This is a genomic window from Mesorhizobium loti (assembly GCA_014189435.1).
In the GTDB taxonomy this organism is placed as follows: domain Bacteria; phylum Pseudomonadota; class Alphaproteobacteria; order Rhizobiales; family Rhizobiaceae; genus Mesorhizobium; species Mesorhizobium loti_G.
Genome location: CP050293.1, coordinates 2,352,076 through 2,372,293, shown reverse-complemented (window position 1 = coordinate 2,372,293; position 20,218 = coordinate 2,352,076). Strand labels below are relative to the sequence as shown.

At 61.0% G+C, this 20,218-nt stretch carries 19 protein-coding genes and 1 tRNA gene; 4 read left to right on the top strand and 16 right to left on the bottom strand.

Annotation, left to right across the window (positions count from 1 at the left end; genetic code table 11):
• The first annotated feature begins 12 nt into the window (after positions 1-12).
• Entirely contained in the window at positions 13-600 is a 588-nt protein-coding gene (plsY, locus tag HB777_11370; GenBank protein QND64453.1) for a glycerol-3-phosphate 1-O-acyltransferase PlsY, read from the top strand.
• Positions 597-1,730 (top strand): DNA-protecting protein DprA, encoded by a 1,134-nt coding sequence (dprA, locus tag HB777_11365; protein ID QND64452.1) that lies wholly within the window; start codon positions 597-599, stop codon positions 1,728-1,730. Before plsY ends, dprA begins: the two co-directional genes overlap by 4 nt.
• Before the next feature lie 118 nt (positions 1,731-1,848).
• Here the strand turns inward: dprA and HB777_11360 are convergent, their stop codons facing one another.
• Complete coding sequence (locus tag HB777_11360) at positions 1,849-3,123, bottom strand: glycosyltransferase family 4 protein (protein QND64451.1); 1,275 nt, start codon at positions 3,121-3,123, stop codon at positions 1,849-1,851.
• A gap of 178 nt (positions 3,124-3,301) precedes the next feature.
• Between HB777_11360 and HB777_11355 the strand changes: the two genes are divergently transcribed.
• Positions 3,302-4,084, top strand: a complete 783-nt coding sequence (locus tag HB777_11355) for a hypothetical protein (protein ID QND64450.1) — start codon at positions 3,302-3,304, stop codon at positions 4,082-4,084.
• 180 nt (positions 4,085-4,264) lie between these two features.
• Here the strand turns inward: HB777_11355 and HB777_11350 are convergent.
• A tRNA-Lys gene (locus HB777_11350) sits at positions 4,265-4,340 on the bottom strand.
• Between the two features lie 304 nt (positions 4,341-4,644).
• On the opposite strand from HB777_11350, the gene HB777_11345 reads away from it, so the two are divergent.
• Positions 4,645-5,142 (top strand): BA14K family protein, encoded by a 498-nt coding sequence (locus HB777_11345; protein QND64449.1) that lies wholly within the window; start codon positions 4,645-4,647, stop codon positions 5,140-5,142.
• Between the two features lie 92 nt (positions 5,143-5,234).
• Here the strand turns inward: HB777_11345 and HB777_11340 are convergent, their stop codons facing one another.
• From HB777_11340 to HB777_11275, 14 genes are all read right to left on the bottom strand, one after another.
• A complete protein-coding gene (locus HB777_11340) occupies positions 5,235-5,714 on the bottom strand; it encodes a hypothetical protein (GenBank protein ID QND64448.1) in 480 nt (159 codons plus the stop codon).
• A 34-nt stretch (positions 5,715-5,748) separates the two neighbouring features.
• Positions 5,749-7,242 (bottom strand): glycerol kinase GlpK, encoded by a 1,494-nt coding sequence (gene glpK, locus HB777_11335; protein ID QND64447.1) that lies wholly within the window; start codon positions 7,240-7,242, stop codon positions 5,749-5,751.
• 96 nt (positions 7,243-7,338) lie between these two features.
• Complete coding sequence (locus tag HB777_11330) at positions 7,339-9,066, bottom strand: carbohydrate ABC transporter substrate-binding protein (protein ID QND64446.1); 1,728 nt, start codon at positions 9,064-9,066, stop codon at positions 7,339-7,341.
• 78 nt (positions 9,067-9,144) lie between these two features.
• Positions 9,145-9,438: a DUF2160 domain-containing protein gene (locus HB777_11325; protein ID QND64445.1), complete on the bottom strand. Its 294-nt coding sequence runs from the start codon at positions 9,436-9,438 to the stop codon at positions 9,145-9,147.
• 61 nt (positions 9,439-9,499) lie between these two features.
• Positions 9,500-10,423, bottom strand: a complete 924-nt coding sequence (locus HB777_11320; GenBank protein QND64444.1) for a carbohydrate ABC transporter permease — start codon at positions 10,421-10,423, stop codon at positions 9,500-9,502.
• Between the two features lies 1 nt (position 10,424).
• A complete protein-coding gene (locus HB777_11315) occupies positions 10,425-11,291 on the bottom strand; it encodes a sugar ABC transporter permease (protein QND64443.1) in 867 nt (288 codons plus the stop codon).
• Positions 11,292-12,359: an ABC transporter ATP-binding protein gene (locus HB777_11310; GenBank protein ID QND64442.1), complete on the bottom strand. Its 1,068-nt coding sequence runs from the start codon at positions 12,357-12,359 to the stop codon at positions 11,292-11,294.
• Between the two features lie 9 nt (positions 12,360-12,368).
• The gene (locus HB777_11305; protein ID QND64441.1) at positions 12,369-13,448 is read right to left on the bottom strand and encodes an ABC transporter ATP-binding protein; all 1,080 of its coding nucleotides are present in this window, start codon (positions 13,446-13,448) and stop codon (positions 12,369-12,371) included.
• A gap of 42 nt (positions 13,449-13,490) precedes the next feature.
• A complete protein-coding gene (gene glpD / locus HB777_11300; GenBank protein QND64440.1) occupies positions 13,491-15,017 on the bottom strand; it encodes a glycerol-3-phosphate dehydrogenase in 1,527 nt (508 codons plus the stop codon).
• A gap of 126 nt (positions 15,018-15,143) precedes the next feature.
• Complete coding sequence (locus HB777_11295) at positions 15,144-15,911, bottom strand: DeoR/GlpR transcriptional regulator (protein ID QND64439.1); 768 nt, start codon at positions 15,909-15,911, stop codon at positions 15,144-15,146.
• Positions 15,912-16,038: 127 nt separating this feature from the next.
• A complete protein-coding gene (locus tag HB777_11290; protein ID QND64438.1) occupies positions 16,039-17,451 on the bottom strand; it encodes an aspartate aminotransferase family protein in 1,413 nt (470 codons plus the stop codon).
• Between the two features lie 109 nt (positions 17,452-17,560).
• A complete protein-coding gene (locus HB777_11285) occupies positions 17,561-18,292 on the bottom strand; it encodes a peptidase (protein ID QND64437.1) in 732 nt (243 codons plus the stop codon).
• Between the two features lie 134 nt (positions 18,293-18,426).
• A complete protein-coding gene (locus HB777_11280; protein QND64436.1) occupies positions 18,427-19,221 on the bottom strand; it encodes a transglutaminase family protein in 795 nt (264 codons plus the stop codon).
• A gap of 52 nt (positions 19,222-19,273) precedes the next feature.
• Complete coding sequence (locus HB777_11275) at positions 19,274-20,215, bottom strand: alpha-E domain-containing protein (protein ID QND64435.1); 942 nt, start codon at positions 20,213-20,215, stop codon at positions 19,274-19,276.
• Between the last annotated feature and the right edge of the window lie 3 nt (positions 20,216-20,218).

Sequence of the window (20,218 nt, the reverse complement as noted above, 5' to 3'; positions counted from 1 at the left end):
GCGGGGGAAACAATGACTTACAGCCTCATCCCAGCGCTCGTGTTCGGCTATTTGCTTGGCTCGATTCCGTTCGGGCTTCTGCTCACCCGCGCCGCCGGCCTTGGCGATGTGCGCAAGATCGGCTCCGGCAATATCGGCGCCACCAATGTTCTGCGCACCGGCAACAAGGGCCTCGCCGCCGCAACGCTGCTGCTCGATGCGCTGAAAGGCACGGCCGCCGTGCTTGTTGCAGGCCATTTTGCGCCTGAACTGGCGATCTGGGCCGGTCTCGGCGCCTTTCTCGGCCATCTCTTCCCGGTATGGCTCGGGTTCAAGGGCGGCAAGGGCGTCGCCACCTATCTCGGCGTGCTGATCGGCCTTGCCTGGCAGGTGGCGCTGATCTTCGCCGTCGTCTGGCTGGTGATGGCTTTCCTGTTCCGTTACTCCTCGCTGGCCGCGCTGACGGCAGCCGTTATCGTGCCGATCGCGCTCTATGTCCTGAGCACGCCGCAGATTGCCGCCCTGTTCGTTGTGATGAGCATCATCGTTTTCATCAAACACCGGGAAAACATTTCCCGCCTGCTTGCCGGCACCGAGGGCAAGATCGGAGCCAAGGGGTGAGCGAGCCGGCCGCCGGGCCGCGCCTCAGCGACCGGCAGCGGCTCAGCTGGCTGCGGCTGATCCGCACCCAGAATGTCGGCCCCGCCTCTTTTCGCGACCTGATCAACCGCTTCGGTTCGGCCGAGGTAGCGCTGGAAATGCTGCCGGAACTGATGATTTCGGGCGGCGCCAACCGTATTGCCCGCATCCCGGCGATTGCCGAAGCCGAGGCCGAACTGGAGGCAGCCCGAAAGGCTGGCGCACGCTTTGTCGGCATCGGTGAAACGGACTATCCGCCGCTCTTGCGCAACATGGACCATCCGCCGCCGCTGTTGGCGGTCAAAGGCAATGCCGCCGTCTTCCGACTGCCGGGGGTCGCCATCGTCGGCGCGCGCAATGCATCGCTGGCCGGCATCAAGATGGCGCGCATGCTGGCGGCGGACCTTGGCCGCGACGGCTACGCAATCGTCTCCGGTCTGGCGCGCGGCATCGACACCGCGGCGCATCAGGGAAGCCTCTCGACCGGCACCATCGGCGTGCTGGCCGGAGGACTCGACCTGCCCTACCCGCCTGAAAATGCCGGTCTGTGCGAGGAAATTGCCGAGCGCGGCACAATCATCTCGGAAATGCCATTCGGCTGGCAGCCGCGCGCCCAGGATTTCCCGCGCCGCAACCGCCTTGTCGCGGGTGCGGCCCTCGGGCTGGTGGTGGTCGAGGCAGCGCAACGCTCGGGGTCCCTGATCAGCGCCAGGCTTGCCGGCGAAATGGGCCGGCTGGTCTTCGCCGTGCCCGGCTCACCGCTCGATCCACGGGCCGCTGGCACCAACGGCCTGCTCAAGGATGGCGCCACCCTGGTCACCGAGGCATCGGACATTTCGCGGGCAATCGCCCCGCTGACCGGTATGCGGGCGCCCGACGTGCCGCCGTTCGAAGAGCCGCCCGACTTCTCGGCCACACCACCGCCCGGCGAAAGCGACCGCGCCCGCGTCGTCGAGGCGCTCGGCCCGACGCCAGTGGCGGTCGACGAGATCATCCGCCATACCCGCCTGCACCCGGCCCAGGTTTTCATGGTGCTGCTGGAACTCGACCTCGCCGGCCGCCTCGAGCGCCACGCAGGAGGCAATGTTTCGCTGCTGTTCGAAGGTTCCTGAGGGGTAGCGTCGATCCCTGATCCATTCGACGCTCATCACCGTCGCAGCAGGCAACTCTATGCAAGATCCAGCGTATTTGGATTGTACAAATTGAGCAGCCGCGCAGGCCACCGCAGCTTTAACCTCGCCGGCGAGCCCGAAGAAACATTTTTCTCATAAACAACGGGATCATACCGTTGTAGAGCCGTTTGCTCTCATTGACGAAATTTGAAAGGCTCAAAAGCTCTGCATCAATTTTTGCAAATTCAGGTCCAATGGATTTGACCTGCTCGCCAAGCACCATCAACGACGCGGCATTGCTCTCTAGCGTTTTTGTGTTTGATCGCAGCAATTCCACAAGCGCGGCCTGATCTGGCGAAATTTCCCATCCATGCATCTCCTTCACGATGGAGGCCCATCTGCGCGGCGAAAGCGACACGCCGATTTCCTCGATCCAGCACGCGGTTGCTAGTGACCGCTCGTCAGCGGTCGTGTTCGTACCGGCCTGGATGGCCTGGCTGTAGACCCTGATATGCTCTTCGACGAAGTGCGAGACATCAGCCACTTCGCGAAAATAGGCGGAAACCTTCGCGGCATCGCCGGCATCGAACCGCGAGATCGCATCCGTCAGATTTTCGACGGTGGTCGGCCTTGTCAGAAGACCAACCCCAAGGTTCATTTGCCGCCATGCTTCCATGTTTGCCGTATCCAGAAGGCCGGCGAAGCCACGCGCGTCGCAGACGACGACCGAGCATCCCACCGCGGCGGCTTCAATGGCCATACGGGCGGTTGCAAACACGATGTCGTATTCGAGCAAATCCTTTTCGAGTTGATCGGAAAGGCGCCCCGTAGCCGGACCCAACTCATCCAGGTGAACGTTGGTTTTCGAGCAGGCTTCGCGCACTGCCTGCTGGTGTTCGAAATTCTTGGTCAGCAGCAGCCCCCTGGCGGGTCTGAGAGGCAGCGGCAGGCGGGGCTTGAAACGTTGAAGATCGACCGCGTTGTAGATGAGGTCCAACTTGTCCGCGGGTACACCGCGCGACAGGCATTTGGCCTTGCACGCTTCGTCGACTGCGATCCAGCGGCGTATCTGTGGATGAAGCATAGGAGCTTCGACCTCGAAGAATGCGCTGTGGCAGGAAAATATGGCTGGCACATCGGGAAACCGCGCCAGCGCGGTCAGGCAAGGCGTCAAATGCTGGCCATGGATGATGTCGGGCTTTTCGACGATCTCCGCAATCCGGTCGACCACATGGTGTCCACGGCGGCGCATTCTATCGGCCATATCGCCAAGAGTTGGAGCCAGCACCATGGTCTGATGACCGGCGCCGCGAAGCCCGTCGGCCAGCAATTCGACAACGGCTTCGGTACCGCTGTTATTCGACACGAACAGATTGGTAATGAGAACCCGCAAAACACCGCCTCCTGCCTGTTTCGCAATCTCCGCATTGGCGGCGAGGACAACAGGGTGCTAGGCAGCGTTCTTAGTTTGAAGACATCGACCAGACAAGTTTGTGCAAAAATGATCGACGCCTGTCCCAATGTTGGGAAGCCTTTGACGCCTGGTCGCCTTAGATACAATCTAAACGCGAATGTATGCCGAAAACCTGGATTGGAGCCGTTGCTTGTCTGAGACGTTGCAAAATGTGCTGATCCTTGCACATCCAGGGCATGAGCTTAGGGTTCATCACTGGCTTGAACTCAAGAAACCGCGAATCTACCTTTTGACGGATGGTTCAGGCGGCCGCCACTCTGCCCGAACCCGATATTCACGCGACGTGGTGGAAGCTGCTGGTGCAGCCGCCGGCGCGGTGTTTGGCGATATTCCGGACGCCACCTGGTATAAGGCGCTGTTAGCCAGGGACAATGGCGTCTTTGCCGATGTGCTGGCGAGAATCAGTGTCGATGTGTCTGATATGCAGGACGTGCAAGTCGTGTCGGACGCGGTCGATGGCTACAACCCGATGCACGATCTGGCATATGCATTCGGCAATGCCCTCAATAGGCTGCTGCAAAGCACACGGCTAGGGCGCAAGCAGCTTTGCACTGCCGCTGTCCCCAACGTGCCGGGAGTTGTCGAGGTGGAGATTCAACTGGATCCGGCTGCTCGCGCCAGGAAGATGGCTGCGGTCAAAGCCTATACGCCATTGGCAGATGAGGCTCGTCAGATTTTGGAGCGGGATCCGCAGTGCTTTGACAGGGAACTTCTCATCTCGCAGCACTTTGATTGGGATACGCCCTGGACGCCGGAATGGGAACGAATTGGCAAAGAGCGCGTGGCGAACAAGGTCTACGATAGGTGCATTACCTACAAGGAAAATGTGCAGCCGGTTGCGCAGCAACTCGTGTCGGGAAACGACCGAACCCACACGTAGCGGAGAGCCAAGCCCTCCGTCTTCCAGGCGATCTGTGATTGGGAGTCCGATCAACACCATCCGCAGACTTTGAAAAACGCATCAGTGGTGCGCATCGAAATCGACCGCGCCTGCGCTCATCTGTTCGACGCCAAGACCGGCCGGCGATTGTAGGGATTGCAGCCACGGGCCTGGAAACAATGGTGAGCGCGATGGGATTCGAACCCATGACCTACTGATTAAAAGTCAGTTGCTCTACCGGCTGAGCTACGCGCTCCCGCGGGCGCGAACGGCGACCCTCGAAATTGCGCGGAACATAGGGAGAGTGCCTCCACCGGTCAACCGGAAAAACAGCATTCGCAGGCCGGGCTTTTCCAGCACGGCCACCGGGTCTGAGTGGCCGCTTCGATCATGAGAGGCACCGCCCCGGCAGCGCAATTGCACGACCGGTCTGCCGCGTCGCCAGCAGGCCGGAGAAACATTACAAATCAGCAACTTGGCATTTCGAGGGGAACTATGGGCCACCTCGCCCGTTTCCTCGCCACAAGGGACGTCAATCACCCTTTCGAAGGAGAAAAACAGTGAACAAGATCGTATCGGGTATACTGGCGACCACCCTGTCAGTTTCGTTCGCGGCGACCGCTATGCCGGCCAATGCAGCGCAGATGTTCGTGCCGCAGGCCCCGGGGGCCTCATCAAATATCCTGAATGTCGAATCTCGCAACGGTGATTTCCAATGGAAGAAGCATCATGGTGATCGCCGCAACTTCAGCCGCAATTTCAACGGCAATCGGAACTTTGCCCGCAACAATGATCGTGGCGTGTATTGGAACGGCCATCGCGGCTATCGCGAGTACCATCGCGGCTATCGTCGCCATGGCGACAACTGGTTCCCGCTGGCTGCCTTCGCCACTGGCGCCCTGATCACCGGCGCGATCATCAACAGTGAAAACAACCGTGTCTACGAAGGCAACTCGCATGTGCAGTGGTGCTACGACCACTATCGCAGCTACCGCTCTTCGGACAACACGTTCCAGCCGAATTACGGCCCCCGTCAGGAGTGCCGCTCGCCGTATTGATCAAGGCGCGTTTAAGTAGCTGAGGTGCGTTGAGCCCGCGCCGGCAACGACGCGGGCTTTTGATCGATTGGCCGGAAGACGAGCAGTTGCCGTCAGCTTGCCCAGTTCATGCTCTTGAGCATCAGATAAAGGCCACCGCCGTCCTCTCTGCTGGGACAACGATAGATACTCAACCCGTTGCAGATTCGAGACATCACCGCACTGAGTTCCCAACCAACCACTTCCAGCGCATTGTCCGTGTCCGTCGCATAAGCTTGGGCAAGTTCGTCAATGCCATTCTGCTCTCCGAAGGATCGAACCAGCTTTGCATCGCTGAGGAGTTCGCTGGGCAGACTTGAATTTGCCCAAGCCCACAGCCAGTTGCCGGCCTCGGTGCTCGTTGAGCCGACAATCTGGATCTCGGTGACGACTTTGACGACCCCATCTTGCGAGAACAGAAGCGTTCCGGCCGTCAGGTCGTAGTCATAGCGCGACCATCCGCCGAGGCGAAACTGTTCTTTCAAGCGTGCATTCTTGATCTTCAGCTGTTTGATAGCCTCGTCGCGCCAAGCAGGATACCAGTCCGGCTGCATTCCCCTCGCCCCATCGCCCACCACTGATGGCTGTTTATGACACGCTCAGCGTCCTGCGCACAGCATCGCGCCAACCAGCAAGCTTGGCTACGCGCACGGAGCCATCCATGTCCGGCTTGAAGCGCCGTTCGAGTGCCCAGCTCTTCGCAAACTTCTTGGCATCCGGCCACACGCCTGCCTTCGAGCCGGCGAGCCATGCGGCGCCCAGCGCGGTCGTCTCGAGAATGGTCGGGCGATCGACCGGTGCATCGAGGATGTCGGCCAGTCGCTGCATGGTCCAATCCGACGCCACCATGCCGCCATCGACCCGCAGCACGGTCTTGGCCGAAGCCCCTTTCCAGTCCTTGCGCATGGCGTCGAGCAGGTCGCGCGTCTGGTAGGCAACGGCTTCCAGGGCGGCGCGGGCGAACTCCGCTGGTCCTGAATTGCGGGTCAGCCCGAAAATGGCGCCGCGCGCTTCAGCGTCCCAATGCGGTGCGCCGAGCCCAACGAAGGCGGGCACCAGATAGACGTTCTGGGTCGGATCGGCTTCATCAGCCAGCTTGCCGCTCTGCTCGGCCTTGCCGATCACCTTGATGCCATCGCGCAACCATTGCACCGCGGCACCAGCAATGAAGATCGAGCCTTCCAGTGCGTAGGTCGTCTTGCCGTTCAGCCGGTAGGCGATGGTGGTCAAGAGCCGGTTCTTCGAACGCACCAGATCGCTACCGGTGTTGAGCAGCGCGAAACAGCCGGTGCCATAAGTCGACTTCATCATGCCCGGCTCGAAACAGGCCTGGCCGATGGTCGCCGCATGCTGGTCACCGGCAACGCCGAGGATTCTTATCTCGGCGCCAAAGAGATTTTTCTCCGTGATTCCATAGTCATCGGCGCAGTCTTTTACATCAGGAAGCATTTTTGCCGGGATGTTGAGGATCGCCAGCAGCTCATCGTCCCAGGCATTGTCAGCGATGTTGTAGACCAGCGTGCGCGAGGCGTTGGTGGCGTCCGTGGCGTGGACCTTGCCACCGGTCAGCCGCCAGATCAAAAAGCTGTCGATGGTGCCGGCGAGCAATTCGCCTCTCTCGGCGCGTTTTCTGGCCCCCTTCACCTTGTCGAGAACCCAGGCGATCTTGGTGCCGGAGAAATAAGGATCGAGCAGCAGCCCGGTTTTTTTCGTGAATTTCTTCTCCAGCCCCTGCTTCTTCAGCTTCTGGCACAGCGGCGCGGTGCGCCGGTCCTGCCAAACGATGGCATTGTGGATCGGTTTGCCGGTCGCCCTGTCCCAGATGACGACGGTTTCGCGCTGGTTGGTGATGCCGATCGCGGCCACCTCGGAAGCAGTCCGGCCGGCATTCTTCAGCGCCGCCTTCACGGTCGATACGACGCTCGCCCAGATATCCTCGGGATCGTGCTCGACCCAGCCGGAGGCCGGATAGTGCTGGGTGAACTCCTGTTGCCCGCTGCCGGCGACCTTCATATCGCCGTCGAACAGGATCGCCCGGGTCGATGTCGTGCCCTGGTCAATGGCAAGGATGTATCCGGTCATTCTGCCTCCCCGCTTAGTCTTTTACACAAACAGGGGAGACGGCAAGATGCCGCCTCCCCTATTCTCTTGATGCGGGCGCGAACGCCAACACCAAGGTTACTTCTGCCAGCTCTTCACCAGTTCGTCGTAGTTGATGGTGATCGGCTTTTCCTTCTCGTTCTCGATCTTCAGCTGAGGAGCAAGATTGCCTTTCTTGACCGCGTCGGCGTTCCAGTAGGCGAGGTCATGCTCTTCGGCCATCTTCGGGCCGATGTCGCCCTGGACGCCCGACTTCTCGATGCGGCTCATCACCTTTTCCTGCTCGCCGCAGAGCGAGTCCATCGCTTCCTGCGCCGTCTTGGCGCCCGACGACGCATCGCCGATCGCCTGCCACCAAAGCTGTGCCAGCTTCGGATAGTCAGGCACGTTGGTGCCGGTTGGCGACCACTGCACGCGCGCCGGCGAGCGGTAGAACTCGATCAGGCCGCCGAGCTTCGGAGCACGCTCGGTGAAGCTCTTGTCGTCGATCGTGCTCTGCCGGATGAAGGTCAAGCCGACATGGCTCTTCTTCACGTCGACGGTCTTTGAGGTGACGAACTGCGCGTAGAGCCAGGCGGCCTTGGCGCGGTCGGTCGGGGTCGACTTCATCAGTGTCCAGGAGCCCACGTCCTGGTAGCCGAGCTTCATGCCGTCCTTCCAGTAGACGCCATGCGGCGACGGCGCCATGCGCCACTTGGGCGTGCCGTCATCGTTCAGCACGGCCTTGGCGCCCGCATCGACCATCGAGGCGGTGAAGGCGGTGTACCAGAAGATCTGCTGGGCAACCGCGCCCTGAGCCGGAACCGGGCCGGATTCAGAGAAGGTCATGCCCTGGGCTTCCGCCGGAGCGTAGGCCTTCAGCCAGTCGAGATACTTCTGGATCGAGTAGACGGCGGCCGGGCCATTGGTGTCGCCACCGCGCGCGGTGCAGGAGCCGACTGGCCGAGAATTCTCGTCGACCTTGATACCCCATTCGTCGACCGGCAGACCGTTCGGCAGGCCCTTGTCGCCGTTGCCGGCCATCGAAAGCCAGGCGTCGGTGAACCGCCAGCCGAGCGACGGGTCCTTCTTGCCGTAGTCCATGTGGCCGTAGACCTTCTTGCCGTCGATCTCGCGGCCGGTGAAGAATTCGGCGATGTCCTCATAGGCCGACCAGTTGACCGGCACGCCGAGGTCGTAGCCGTACTTGGCCTTGAAGTCCGCCTTGTTCTTTTCGTCGTTGAACCAGTCGTAACGGAACCAGTAGAGGTTCGCGAACTGCTGGTCGGGAAGCTGGTAGAGCTTCTTGTCCGGAGCCGTCGTGAACGAGGTGCCGATAAAGTCCTTCAGGTCGAGGTTCGGGTTGGTGACGTCCTTGCCCTCGCCCGCCATCCAGTCGGTCAGGTTGCGCACCTGCTGGTAGCGCCAGTGGGTGCCGATCAGATCGGAATCGTTGACCCAGCCGTCATAAAGGTTCTGGCCGGTCTGCATCTGGGTCTGGATCTTCTCGACGACGTCGCCTTCCTGGATGACGTCATGCGTGATCTTGATGCCGGTGATGGCGGTAAAGGCCGGCGCCAGCACCTGCGATTCATACTGGTGCGTGGCGATGGTTTCCGAAACCACTTTGATGTCCATGCCGGCGAAAGGCTTCGCGGCATCGATGAACCATTGCATTTCGGCTTCCTGGCCGGCGCGGTCGAGCGTCGAAAGCGGACCGATTTCCTTGTCCAGGAAGGCTTTTGCCTCGTCCATCCCGGCATAGGCATTGCCAACCCCGAGCAACAGGACAAGCGCAGTCGTTGATGTTAAAAATTGCCGTCGCATGTGTTTCCTCCACGTTTCAGGTTTCAAGTGCGATCTGGAGCGGCCGCCGGCACGCGGTCGCTCCAACAGTTTCCCCCTCTATACGTAGCGGAACACGCCAACGGCGTAGACCACGGAGAGAGCGAGAGCCCACCACAGGTTGGATCCGACAAGACCCAACCAAGCGAGATGGATAAAGGCGCTGCCAAGCAGCGACAGGAAAAGACGATCGCCGCGCGTCGTCTCGAAGCGCAGCACGCCGACGCGCGGATTGCCGCCAGGCGAGGCGTATTCCCAAGCCGCCATGCCGCACAGCAACAGAAGAATGGTCCCGAAAAAGGCCGCAGTCGGCCAGGTCCACGCCATCCAGGTGAGGTCGAAATTCATGATCATACCCTCCCCAGGGCGAAGCCCTTGGCGATGGTGTTGCGGATGAACTCGTGCGTTTGTTTCATCATACCCTCCCCAGGGCGAAGCCCTTGGCGATGTAGTTGCGCACGAACCAGATGACGAGTGCACCGGGGATCAGCGTCAGCACGCCGGCGGCGGCGAGCAGGCCCCAGTCCATGCCTGCGGCCGAAACGGTGCGGGTCATTGTGGCGGCGATCGGCTTGGCATCGGTGGTGGTCAGCGTGCGGGCGATCAGCAGTTCCACCCACGAGAACATGAAACAGAAGAAGCAGGCGACACCGATGCCGCTCGCGATCAGCGGCATGAAGATCCTGACGAAGAAGCGCGGGAACGAATAGCCGTCGATATAGGCGGTCTCGTCGATTTCCTTCGGCACGCCCGACATGAAGCCTTCGAGGATCCAAACCGCCAGCGGCACGTTGAACAGGCAGTGTGCCAGCGCCACCGCGATGTGGGTGTCGATCAGGCCGAAGGCCGAATAGAGCTGGAAGAACGGCAGCGCAAACACCGCCGGCGGCGCCATGCGGTTGGTCAGCAGCCAGAAGAACAAATGCTTATCGCCGAGGAAGCGGTAGCGTGAGAAGGCGTAGGCCGCCGGCAGCGCCGCTGCCACCGAGATCACCATGTTCATCACCACATAGGTGATCGAGTTGATGTAGCCCGAATACCAGGATGCATCGGTGAAGATGGTGACGTAATTGGCGATCGTAGGCGCATGCGGATAGAGCGTCAGCGAGGAGACGATCTCGGCATTGGTCTTGAAGCTCATGTTGATGAGCCAGTAGATCGGCAGCAAAAGCACGATGATGTAGACCGTCGGCACGATCCACCACCAGCGCGATTCCTCGCCGCGACGGCGCATCAGCCGCGCGATCTGGTCCTGCGACATTGCGCTGGCAAGTCCTTCCGAAGCCGTCGTTTCGCTCACTCTGTCCTGCCTCGTCGTTCTTTCATTGGCGCCGCTCATCTCAGCGCTCCGCGTCGTAGTTGGTCATCACGGTGTAGAAGACCCATGACAGCAGAAGGACGATGAGGAAGTAGACCAGCGACATGGCCGCGGCCGGACCGAGGTCGAACTGGCCGAGCGCCGTCTTGACGAGGTCGATCGACAGGAACGTCGTCGAGTTGCCGGGACCGCCGCCCGTCACCACGAAGGGCTCGGTGTAGATCATGAAGCTGTCCATGAAGCGCAGCAGCACGGCGATCAGCAGCACGCGGTTCATCTTCGGCAGCTGGATGTAGCGGAACACCGCCCAGCGTGAGGCGCCGTCGATCTTGGCCGCCTGATAAAAGGCATCCGGAATGGAGACCAGGCCGGCGTAGCAGAGCAGCACGACAAGGCTGGTCCAGTGCCAGACATCCATGATGATGACGGTGACCCAGGCGTCGAACGGATCCTGCACGTAGTTGTAGTCGATGCCGAGCGCGTTGACGTAGTAGCCGAGCAGGCCGATGTCGTTGCGCCCGAAGACCTGCCAGATGGTGCCGACGACGTTCCACGGGATCAGCAACGGCAGCGCCATCAGAACCAGACAGACCGGCACGCCCCAGCCCTTTTTCGGCATGTTGAGGGCGATGAAGATGCCGAGCGGCACTTCGATGGCGAGGATGATGAAGGAGAAGATCAGGTTGCGGACCATCGCCTCCCAGAAGCGGCTGGAAGAGAGCAGTTCCTCGAACCACTCGGTGCCGGCCCAGAAGAAGACGTTGTTGCCGAAAGTGTCCTGCACGGAATAGTTGACGACGGTCATCAGCGGGATGACCGCCGAGAACGCCACCAACACCAGCACTGGCAGCACCAGGAACCAGGCCTTGTTGTTCCAGGTCTTTTCCATCTATGCCCTCATCTCGACGCGCCAGGAATCGGCATAGATGTTGATGCCGGCCGGATCGAACCGCACCTTTGGATCGGTCGGCACCGTCTCGTCCTCGCCGATGACGGCCGCGATGTCGCGGCCTTCGAGTTTGGCGCGCACCACCTTGTGACGGCCGAGATCCTCGACCTTGCTGACCTGCACGGCCATGCCGTCGCGGCCAAGCCGGACATATTCGGGACGGATACCGAGCTCGATGGCGCCGCTGCCTGCCTTGGGTGCGCCCGGCAGTTCGATCCGCTGCGACCCGAGCGTCGCCGTCTTGCCGTCGATCGCCACCGGCATGACGTTCATGCCGGGTGAGCCGATGAAATAACCGACAAAAGTATGGCGCGGCCGTTCGAACAGTTCGGCCGGCGTGCCGATCTGCACAATGCCGCCATCATACATCACCACGACCTGGTCGGCGAAGGTCAACGCCTCGGTCTGGTCATGCGTGACATAGACCATGGTGTAGCCGAAGCGGCGGTGCAGCTGCTTCAGCTGCGAGCGCAGCACCCATTTCATATGCGGGTCGATGACGGTCAGCGGCTCGTCGAACAGGATGGCGTTGACGTCGGAGCGCACCAGTCCACGGCCGAGCGATATCTTCTGCTTCTGGTCGGCGGTCAGGCCCCTCGCCTTCTTCTTCGCCCAAGACGCCAGGTCGATCATCTCCAGCGTCTCGCGCACCTTGCGGTCGACATCGGCTTCCGGCACGCCGCGGTTGCGCAGCGGGAAGGCCAGATTATCGTAGACGGTCATGGTGTCGTAGATGACCGGGAACTGGAACACCTGCGCGATGTTGCGTTCCTGCGTCGACAGATTGGTCACGTCCTTGCCATTGAACAGCAGTTGGCCATGCGAGGGATGCAGCAATCCCGAAATGATGTTGAGCAGTGTGGTCTTGCCGCAGCCCGAGGGCCCGAGCAGCGCATAGGCGCCGCCGTCCTCGAAGATGTGATGCACCTCCCGCAGCGCGAAATCGGAATCCTTCTGCGGGTTGGGCAGATAGGAATGCCTGACATGGTTGACGTCAATGCGCGCCATCTTTTTCCCTCAAGCCGCCAGCTTCGGCGCGCTCACGGCGCGGCCGTGCTCGTCGAAAACCATGATGTGGCGCGGATCGATGAACACCTCGACCACTTCGTCAGGTTCGAAATGCCTGATACCATGGGTCAGCATGACCCAGCGCGCATCGGCGAAATCGAGATGGATGAAACTCTCCGACCCGGTGATCTCGGTGATCGTCACCTTGGCCCGCACCGGCACCGCCGCCGCGTTGGGCCGATCGAGCGACAAGTGATGCGGCTGAAAGCCGACCGTGTAGATGGCGTCGGCAATGCCGGAGAGCTCGGCCGGCACCGGCAGGTTCACGCCACCCTCGAGCAGGAAATCCCGGCCCTTCTTGGCGAGCACGATGGTGTTGAGCGGCGGATCGGAAAACGTCCGGGCTGTCACCAGGTCGGCCGGCTTGCGGAAGACCTCGATGGTCGGTCCGAACTGGGTGATACGCCCCTCAGAAAGCGTCGCCGTGTTGCCGCCGAGCAGCAGCGCCTCGTGCGGCTCGGTCGTGGCATAAACGAAGATGGTGCCGGCAGCGGCAAAAATCCTGGGCAATTCGGCGCGCAGCTCCTCGCGCAACTTGTAGTCGAGATTGGCGAGCGGCTCGTCGAGCAGGACCAGGCTGGCGTTCTTGACAATGGCGCGCGCCAGCGCGGTGCGCTGCTGCTGGCCGCCGGACAGGCTGAGCGGCGTGCGGTCGAGATAGGGTGTCAGCTTGAGAAGTGCGGCGGCATTGCGCACTTCCTTGTCGATCGTCGCCTGATCGGTGCCGGCCACCCTGAGCGGCGAAGCGATGTTCTCATAGACGGTCATCGCCGGATAGTTGATGAACTGCTGGTAGACCATGGCGATCTTGCGCTTCTGTACCGGCACGCCGGTGACATTCTGGCCGTCGAACCAGATCGAACCGGATGTCGGCACATCAAGGCCGGCCATCAGCCGCATCAGGCTGGTCTTGCCGGACAGCGTCGGTCCGAGCAGAACGTTGAGCGAGCCGTGCTGGAGCGTCAGCGACACGTCGCGGATATGCTCGACCGCACCGACCGTCTTGGTGACGTTTCTCAGTTCCAGCATGACGCCTCCTCCCAGGCTTTCTGCATCAGCTCAAACCCCTCTTCATTCGGCAGCCGCGACATGTCGCCGGCTTATGCCGCGCATGAATTCATCGAGAGCCGCCACCTGCTCGCGGCTGAGATGCAGACCGCGCTTGGTCCGGCGCCACAATACATCTTCTGATGTGACAGCCCATTCGTTTTGAACGAGGTAGCGCACCTCGGCCTCATAGAGATCGGCGCCGAAGTTACGGCCCAGATCAGCATTCGATTTGGCCAGCCCCAGCAGCATCCTTGCGCGGGTGCCGTAGAGCCGGGTCAGCCGGCGGGCCAGGCGCGCGTCGAGGAACGGATAGGCGGTCTTTAGTTTCGCCACCTCGGCATCGAAACCGGTGGCCGGGAAATCGCCGCCCGGCAGCGGCGCGCTTGCCGTCCACGGCTTGCCGCGCTTGCCGAGAAAACCCTCGATCTTTTCCAGCATCGATTCCGCCAGCCGGCGATAGGTGGTGATCTTGCCGCCAAAGGCGTTGACGATCGGGGCAGCGCCCTCGCCGCCATCGGCCTTGATCACATAGTCGCGCGTCGCTTCCTGCGCCTTGGAGGCGCCGTCATCATAGAGCGGGCGGACGGCCGAATAGGTCCACACGATGTCCGAGCGTTTGACCGGTTGCGCGAAATATTCGCTTGCCGCGGCGCAGAGGTAATCGATCTCGGTGTCGCTGATCTTCACATCATGCGGATCGCCGGGGTAATCCTGGTCGGTGGTGCCGATCAGGGTGAACTCTTCCTCATAGGGAATGGCGAAGATGATGCGGCCATCCCTGTTCTGGAAGAAATAGGCGCGCGGATCGTCGAATTTCTTGGCGATGACGATGTGGCTGCCCTGCACGAGGCGGACATTGTGCACATCGTTGAGGCCAACGACGCCGGAAAGCACATGATCGACCCAGGGTCCAGCGGCATTGACCAGCAGGCGCGCCTTGATCTCCTCGGTCTCGCCGGTTTGCAGGTCCTCGATCTGGATCGTCCACAGACCGTTTTCGCGGCGCGCGCCGACCACTTTCGTGCGGGTGCGGATCGTCGCGCCGCGATCGGCGGCATCACGCGCGTTCAGCGCCACCAGCCGTGCATCGTTGACCCAGCCATCCGAATACTCGAAGGCCTTTTTGAACAACGGCTTCAAAGGCTTGCCGGCCGGGTCCCTGGCCATGTCCAGCGTCCGGGTCGCCGGCAGCAATTTGCGTCCGCCAATGTGGTCGTAGAGGAAGAGACCGAGCCTGATCAGCCAGGCCGGGCGCAGGCCCTTGGCATAGGGCAGCACGAAGCGCATCGGCCAGATGATGTGCGGCGCGTTCTTCCACAGAACCTCGCGCTCCATCAGCGCCTCGCGCACCAGGCGGAATTCGTAGAATTCGAGATAGCGAAGGCCGCCATGGATCAACTTGGTCGAGCCCGAGGAGGTCCCGCTGGCGAGGTCGTTCATTTCGGCGAGAAAGACGGAAAAGCCACGCCCGACGGCATCGCGGGCAATGCCGCAGCCATTGATGCCGCCACCTATGACGAAAATGTCACGGATCGGAGATGCGTCCACAAATTCCTCCAGCGATTTCGCATTGCACCATTTTTGGGCTTTTACGAAACCGTGTCGGAATTATTTCGAAATGATAACGAATGTCAAACGAAATATCACGAGCGCGTGATATCAGGTGGAAACCGCCTAGGCGAGCGACGTTTCGATCAGTTGAACCTCGGCTTCCTGGCAGATCTTACGCACCGACGGGATGTCGCAACGGTCGGTGATGAAGGTGTTGACCTGCGACAGGTGGCCGATGCGCACCGGTGCGGTTCGCTCGAATTTGGTCTGGTCGGAAACCAGGATGACATGCCTTGCATTGGCGATGATCGCCTGCGCCACCTTGACCTCGCGAAAATCGAAGTCGAGCAGCGCGCCGTCATGGTCGATCGCCGACGCTCCGATCACCGCATAATCGACCTTGAACTGCCTGATGAAGTCGACCGCCGCTTCGCCGACCACACCGCCATCGGAACCGCGCACAACCCCGCCGGCGATCACCACCTCGATCGACGGGTATATCCGCATCCTATTGGCAACATTGATGTTATTGGTGATGACCATGAGGCCGTTGTGATCGAGCAGCGCCTTGCTGACCGACTCAGTCGTGGTGCCGATGTTGATGAACAGCGAGGCATTGTCGGGGATCAGCCTGGCTGCCGCACGGCCGATCGCCTCCTTCTCGTCAGCGGCGATCTTGCGCCTTGCCTCATACTCCATGTTCTCAATGCCGGACGGGAACAACGCGCCGCCATGGATGCGCGAAAGCAGCCGCTGGTCGCACAGATCGTTGAGATCCTTGCGTATGGTCTGCGGCGTCACATTGAAGTGGCTGGCCAGGTCGTCGACCAGCACGCGACCATGGTCCTTGGCCATCTGGATGATTTCGGCATGGCGTGGCGACAGATACATAGGCAACCTCCCGTTTTCGTTTTTCTTGTCTATAGTCGAAAACGAAACCGATGAAAAGGCATAAGCCGGCTAATGAAATACATATGATTGCCAAGGCAAACACCAACGCAAACCAGATTGTGCCTGATCAGGCTATTGCGCGCGCGATCTCCGTGATGACGGTGAAGGCCATATCGACATCGGCGGCGGCCGCCTCGAACTGGCCGACCTGGAAACGGATCGCTATCAGTCCATCGACCTTCGTCTGCGTCAGGTAGATGCGGCCATCGTCGTTGATTGCATTGACCAGCAGCAGATTGTGCGCGTCTGCGTCAGTGCCAGTTGCGGTCTTGTGCCGGAAGGAAAACAGCGACAGCATCGGCTCGCTGACGATCTCGAAATCGGGCTCCCTTGCCAACCGCGCGGCAAGCCCTTCGCTCCACGCGACATGATTGCGGATCATCATGCGCAGGTTTTCCAGACCATGGGCGCGCAACAGAAACCACAATTTCAGGGCGCGGAAGCGCCTGCCGAGCGGCACCGACCATTCCGAATAGTTGATGATGCCGTCATGACCGTGCGTCTTCAGATAATCCGGCTTGATGGCCAGCGTCTTCACATGGCTTTCGGGGTCGCGCAGGAACTGGATCGAGCAGTCGAACTGGGCGCCCAGCCATTTGTGCGGGTTGAAGACGATCGAATCAGCGCCTTCGACGCCTGTCCAGAAATGCCGATACTCCGGACAGATCATCGCCGATCCCGCCCAGGCGGCATCGACGTGGAGATAGAGCCCATGCCGCCGCGCCACCTCTGCCACCGCGGCAATGTCGTCGGTGCCGCCGGTGCTGGTGCCGCCGACGCAAGCGATGATGCCCGCCGGCAGCATGCCGGCTTCCCGGTCGGCGACGATTGCCGCCTCGAGCGCCGCCGTATCCATGGCGCGAAAGCGGCCGTCGACAGGAATGCGCACGAGATTGTCCTCGCCGATGCCGGACACCCAGATGGCCCGGTCGATCGAGGTGTGCACCTGGTCGGAGGAATAGATGCGCAGCCGCGCCTGCCCCGCCAGGCCTTGTTTGTTGCCTTGCCACTCGAGTGCCCGCTCGCGCATGGTCAGCACCGCGGCCAGTGTCGCCGACGAGGCCGAATCCTGGATCACCCCGGAAAAACCTTCCGGCAGGCCGAGCGCCTGGCGCATCCAGTCGACGGTGCGCGTTTCCAGCTCGGTCGCCGCCGGCGACGTCTGCCAAAGCATGCACTGTGCGGCCATCGCCGAAACCAGATATTCCGCCACCACCGAAACCGGCGCCGCATTGGCCGGGAAATAGGCGAAAAAGCGCGGATGCTGCCAATGCGTCATCCCCGGCAAAATCTTCTCTTCGAAATCGGCGAAGATCCGGTCCATCGGTTCGGCGTCTTCGGGCGGCGAAGCCTCGATACTTTTGAAGATGTCACCGGGTTCGACCAGCGGTCGCACCGGACGGTCGCGCAGTGTGTCGCGGTAGTCGGCGCCCCAGTCGGCGGCGCGCCGCGACCATTGCCGGAAATCATCGTTGTTCATCCTGTCCTCCCGACGCGATCCATCATCGCCAACCGCTGGGCTGGCTTCTTAAGATCCAACACTATTTAACATGTGAAATATATGCAATCGCCAGCGAATGCGGCACGCGTCAGCCAGGGAAATCCGGCAGGCTGGCAAAAGCCGTCTTCAGCGCGTTCGACCAGCCGTCCGAGATCGTGCGATAATACTGGTCGTCCTGGCTGATCCGCTTCTTCAATCCGACCTTGAAGGCGTCCTTCTCCAGGAAGAGCAGATCGAGCGGCAGGCCGACGGACAGGTTCGACTTCAACGTCGAATCGAACGACACCAAAAGCAGCTTCACCGTCTCGGCGAGGCTCATCGTCTTTTCGTAGGCGCGGATGATGATCGGTTTGCCGTATTTGGTCTCGCCGATCTGGAAAAACGGCGTGTCATCGGTCGATTCGATGAAATTACCCTCGGGATAGATCATGAACAGGCGCGGTTCGCTGCCCTTGATCTGGCCGCCGAGGATGAAGGAAGCGTTGAAGTAGGAATCCGCCTTCTCGCCGGCAGGCGACGAGCTGGCGATGACCTCCTTGACCGTATCGCCGACCAGCCGCACCGTCTGATACATCGACGGCGTCTCCAGAAGCGTGGCGTGACGGTCGGCAATTGCCTTGGTGCGTTCGTCGAGCAGGCTGACCACGGCCTGCGTCGTCGCCAGATTGCCAGCCGACATCAAAACGATGACGCGCTCGCCCGGCTGCTCCCAGATATGCATCTTGCGGAAGGTGGAAATCGAATCCATGCCGGCATTGGTGCGGGTGTCCGACATGAACACGAGCCCGCGATCGATCTTCAGGCCAACGCAATAAGTCATGAAATCTCTTCTAGAGCAATTCCAGGAGAAGTGTGAAGCGGTTTTCCGTCCGGAATTGCGTTAAAACAAAGGGATAGAGCGGTTCGGCGTTTCCTTGAAACGATGAATCGCTCTGGCAGCAATCTTGCGAAGGATTACTGCTCCACCGTGACGGTGACCGCAAGCCGTTCTTCCGCCAGTCCCAGCCGAATTCCCGACACCGGCGTGGCGTCGCGGTAGTCGCGGCCGGTTGCCACCTTTACATAGCGCTCGTCGGGCGAAATGCCATTGGCGGCATCGAAGGCAACCCAGCCGAGACCAGATACATGCGCTTCGGCCCAGGCGTGACTTGCGGCCTGCTCGACTGTCGCATCCAGCATCAGGTAGCCGCTGACATAGCGGGCCGGAAAGCCCATGGCGCGCGCCGCGGCGGCAAAGATATGCGTGTGATCCTGGCAGACACCGGTCTTGAGCGCCAAGGCTTCCTCCGCAGGCGTCGCCGCATTGGTGGTGCCGGGCGTGTAGGCAACGCGCTCGCCGATGACAGCCATCAGCCGGTGAAGTCTTTCAATGTCGGTGCCCTTGCCGATCGATGCCGCAAGTTCGCGAACACCGCTGCCAATCGTCGTCAATGGTGTTTCATGGCTGTACAGCCAGAGCGGCGTAAAGCCCTGGTGTGGTCCCGAGACACCCGCGGTGTCGCGCGTCACCACTTCGCCCGATGCTTCCACCGTGATGAAGTCGCGCTCGCCCTCGACGCTCAGCAGCCTTGTGTCGTTGCCGAAATGGTCGACAAAGCGAACCTCTTCGCGCGCGCCTTCGATGGTCAACGCCCAGGACAGAACGGTCTGCGTCGATCCGCTGACCGGAAGCAGCCGCAGCCGCTGCAACAGATAGTGCACCGGCGCATCGTAGCGGTATTCGGTCCGGTGGGTGATCTTCAGTCGCATGCGCTATGTCTCGCTTGTGAGCATGATCTTGTCCCACTTTTCGGAGCCATTCTCAATTGAACCGGTAATCTTGCGCGATTTCTTCGCCAAGCTTGGTGTTGTCGCGGATGAAATTGGCCAGGAATTCATGCAGGCCGGTATCGAAAATATCCTTGATCGACCCGGCTCTCAGCATTGTCTGCGTCTTCTCGGCCGTTGCGTGGCAGGCATGGCGCTCGCCGTAGTCGTCGCCGAGGAACTTCAGATGCTCAGACAGGAAGCGATAGCAGAAGGTCAGCGAGCGCGGCATGCGGACATTGAGGATCAGATAGTCGGCGATGTTGGTCGGCTTGTAGTCGGCATCATAGACCCAGCGATAGGAGCGATGTGCCGACACAGAGCGCAGGATCGATTCCCACTGGTAATTGTCGAGTGTCGAGCCGACCCAGGAGATCGAGGGCAGGAGCACGTAGTATTTCACGTCGAGGATGCGCGCCGTGTTGTCGGCGCGCTCGACATAGGTACCGAGCTGCGAGAAATCGAAAATCTCGTTGCGCAGCATGGTGCCGTAGAATGAGCCGCGGATCAGCGCCGTCTCGCGCTTGATGGCGTCGAGCACGCTGGGCAGGTCGCGCTCGTCGATCGGCCTGGCCAGCATCCGCTTCAGCGCCATCCAGGCCTCGTTGATGCTTTCCCAGGTCTCGCGCGTCAGCGCCGTGCGCACCATGCGGGCGTTGTTGCGGGCCGTCTCGATCGACGCCATCGTGCTCGACGGGTTCGACGTGTCGCGCAACAGGAAGTCAGCGACATTGGCGGCGGTATAGTCAGAATATTTCTGGCTGAAAGTGACGTCGGAACCAGCGCTGAGCAGCACCGAATTCCACTCTTCCGAGGCGCTCTGGGTACGAGTCAGCGCCATGCGCAGGCCGGCATCGACCAGCCGCGCCATATTCTCGGCCCGCTCGATGTAGCGGTTCATCCAGTAGAGCCCGTTGGCGGTGCGGCCGAGAAGCATGTC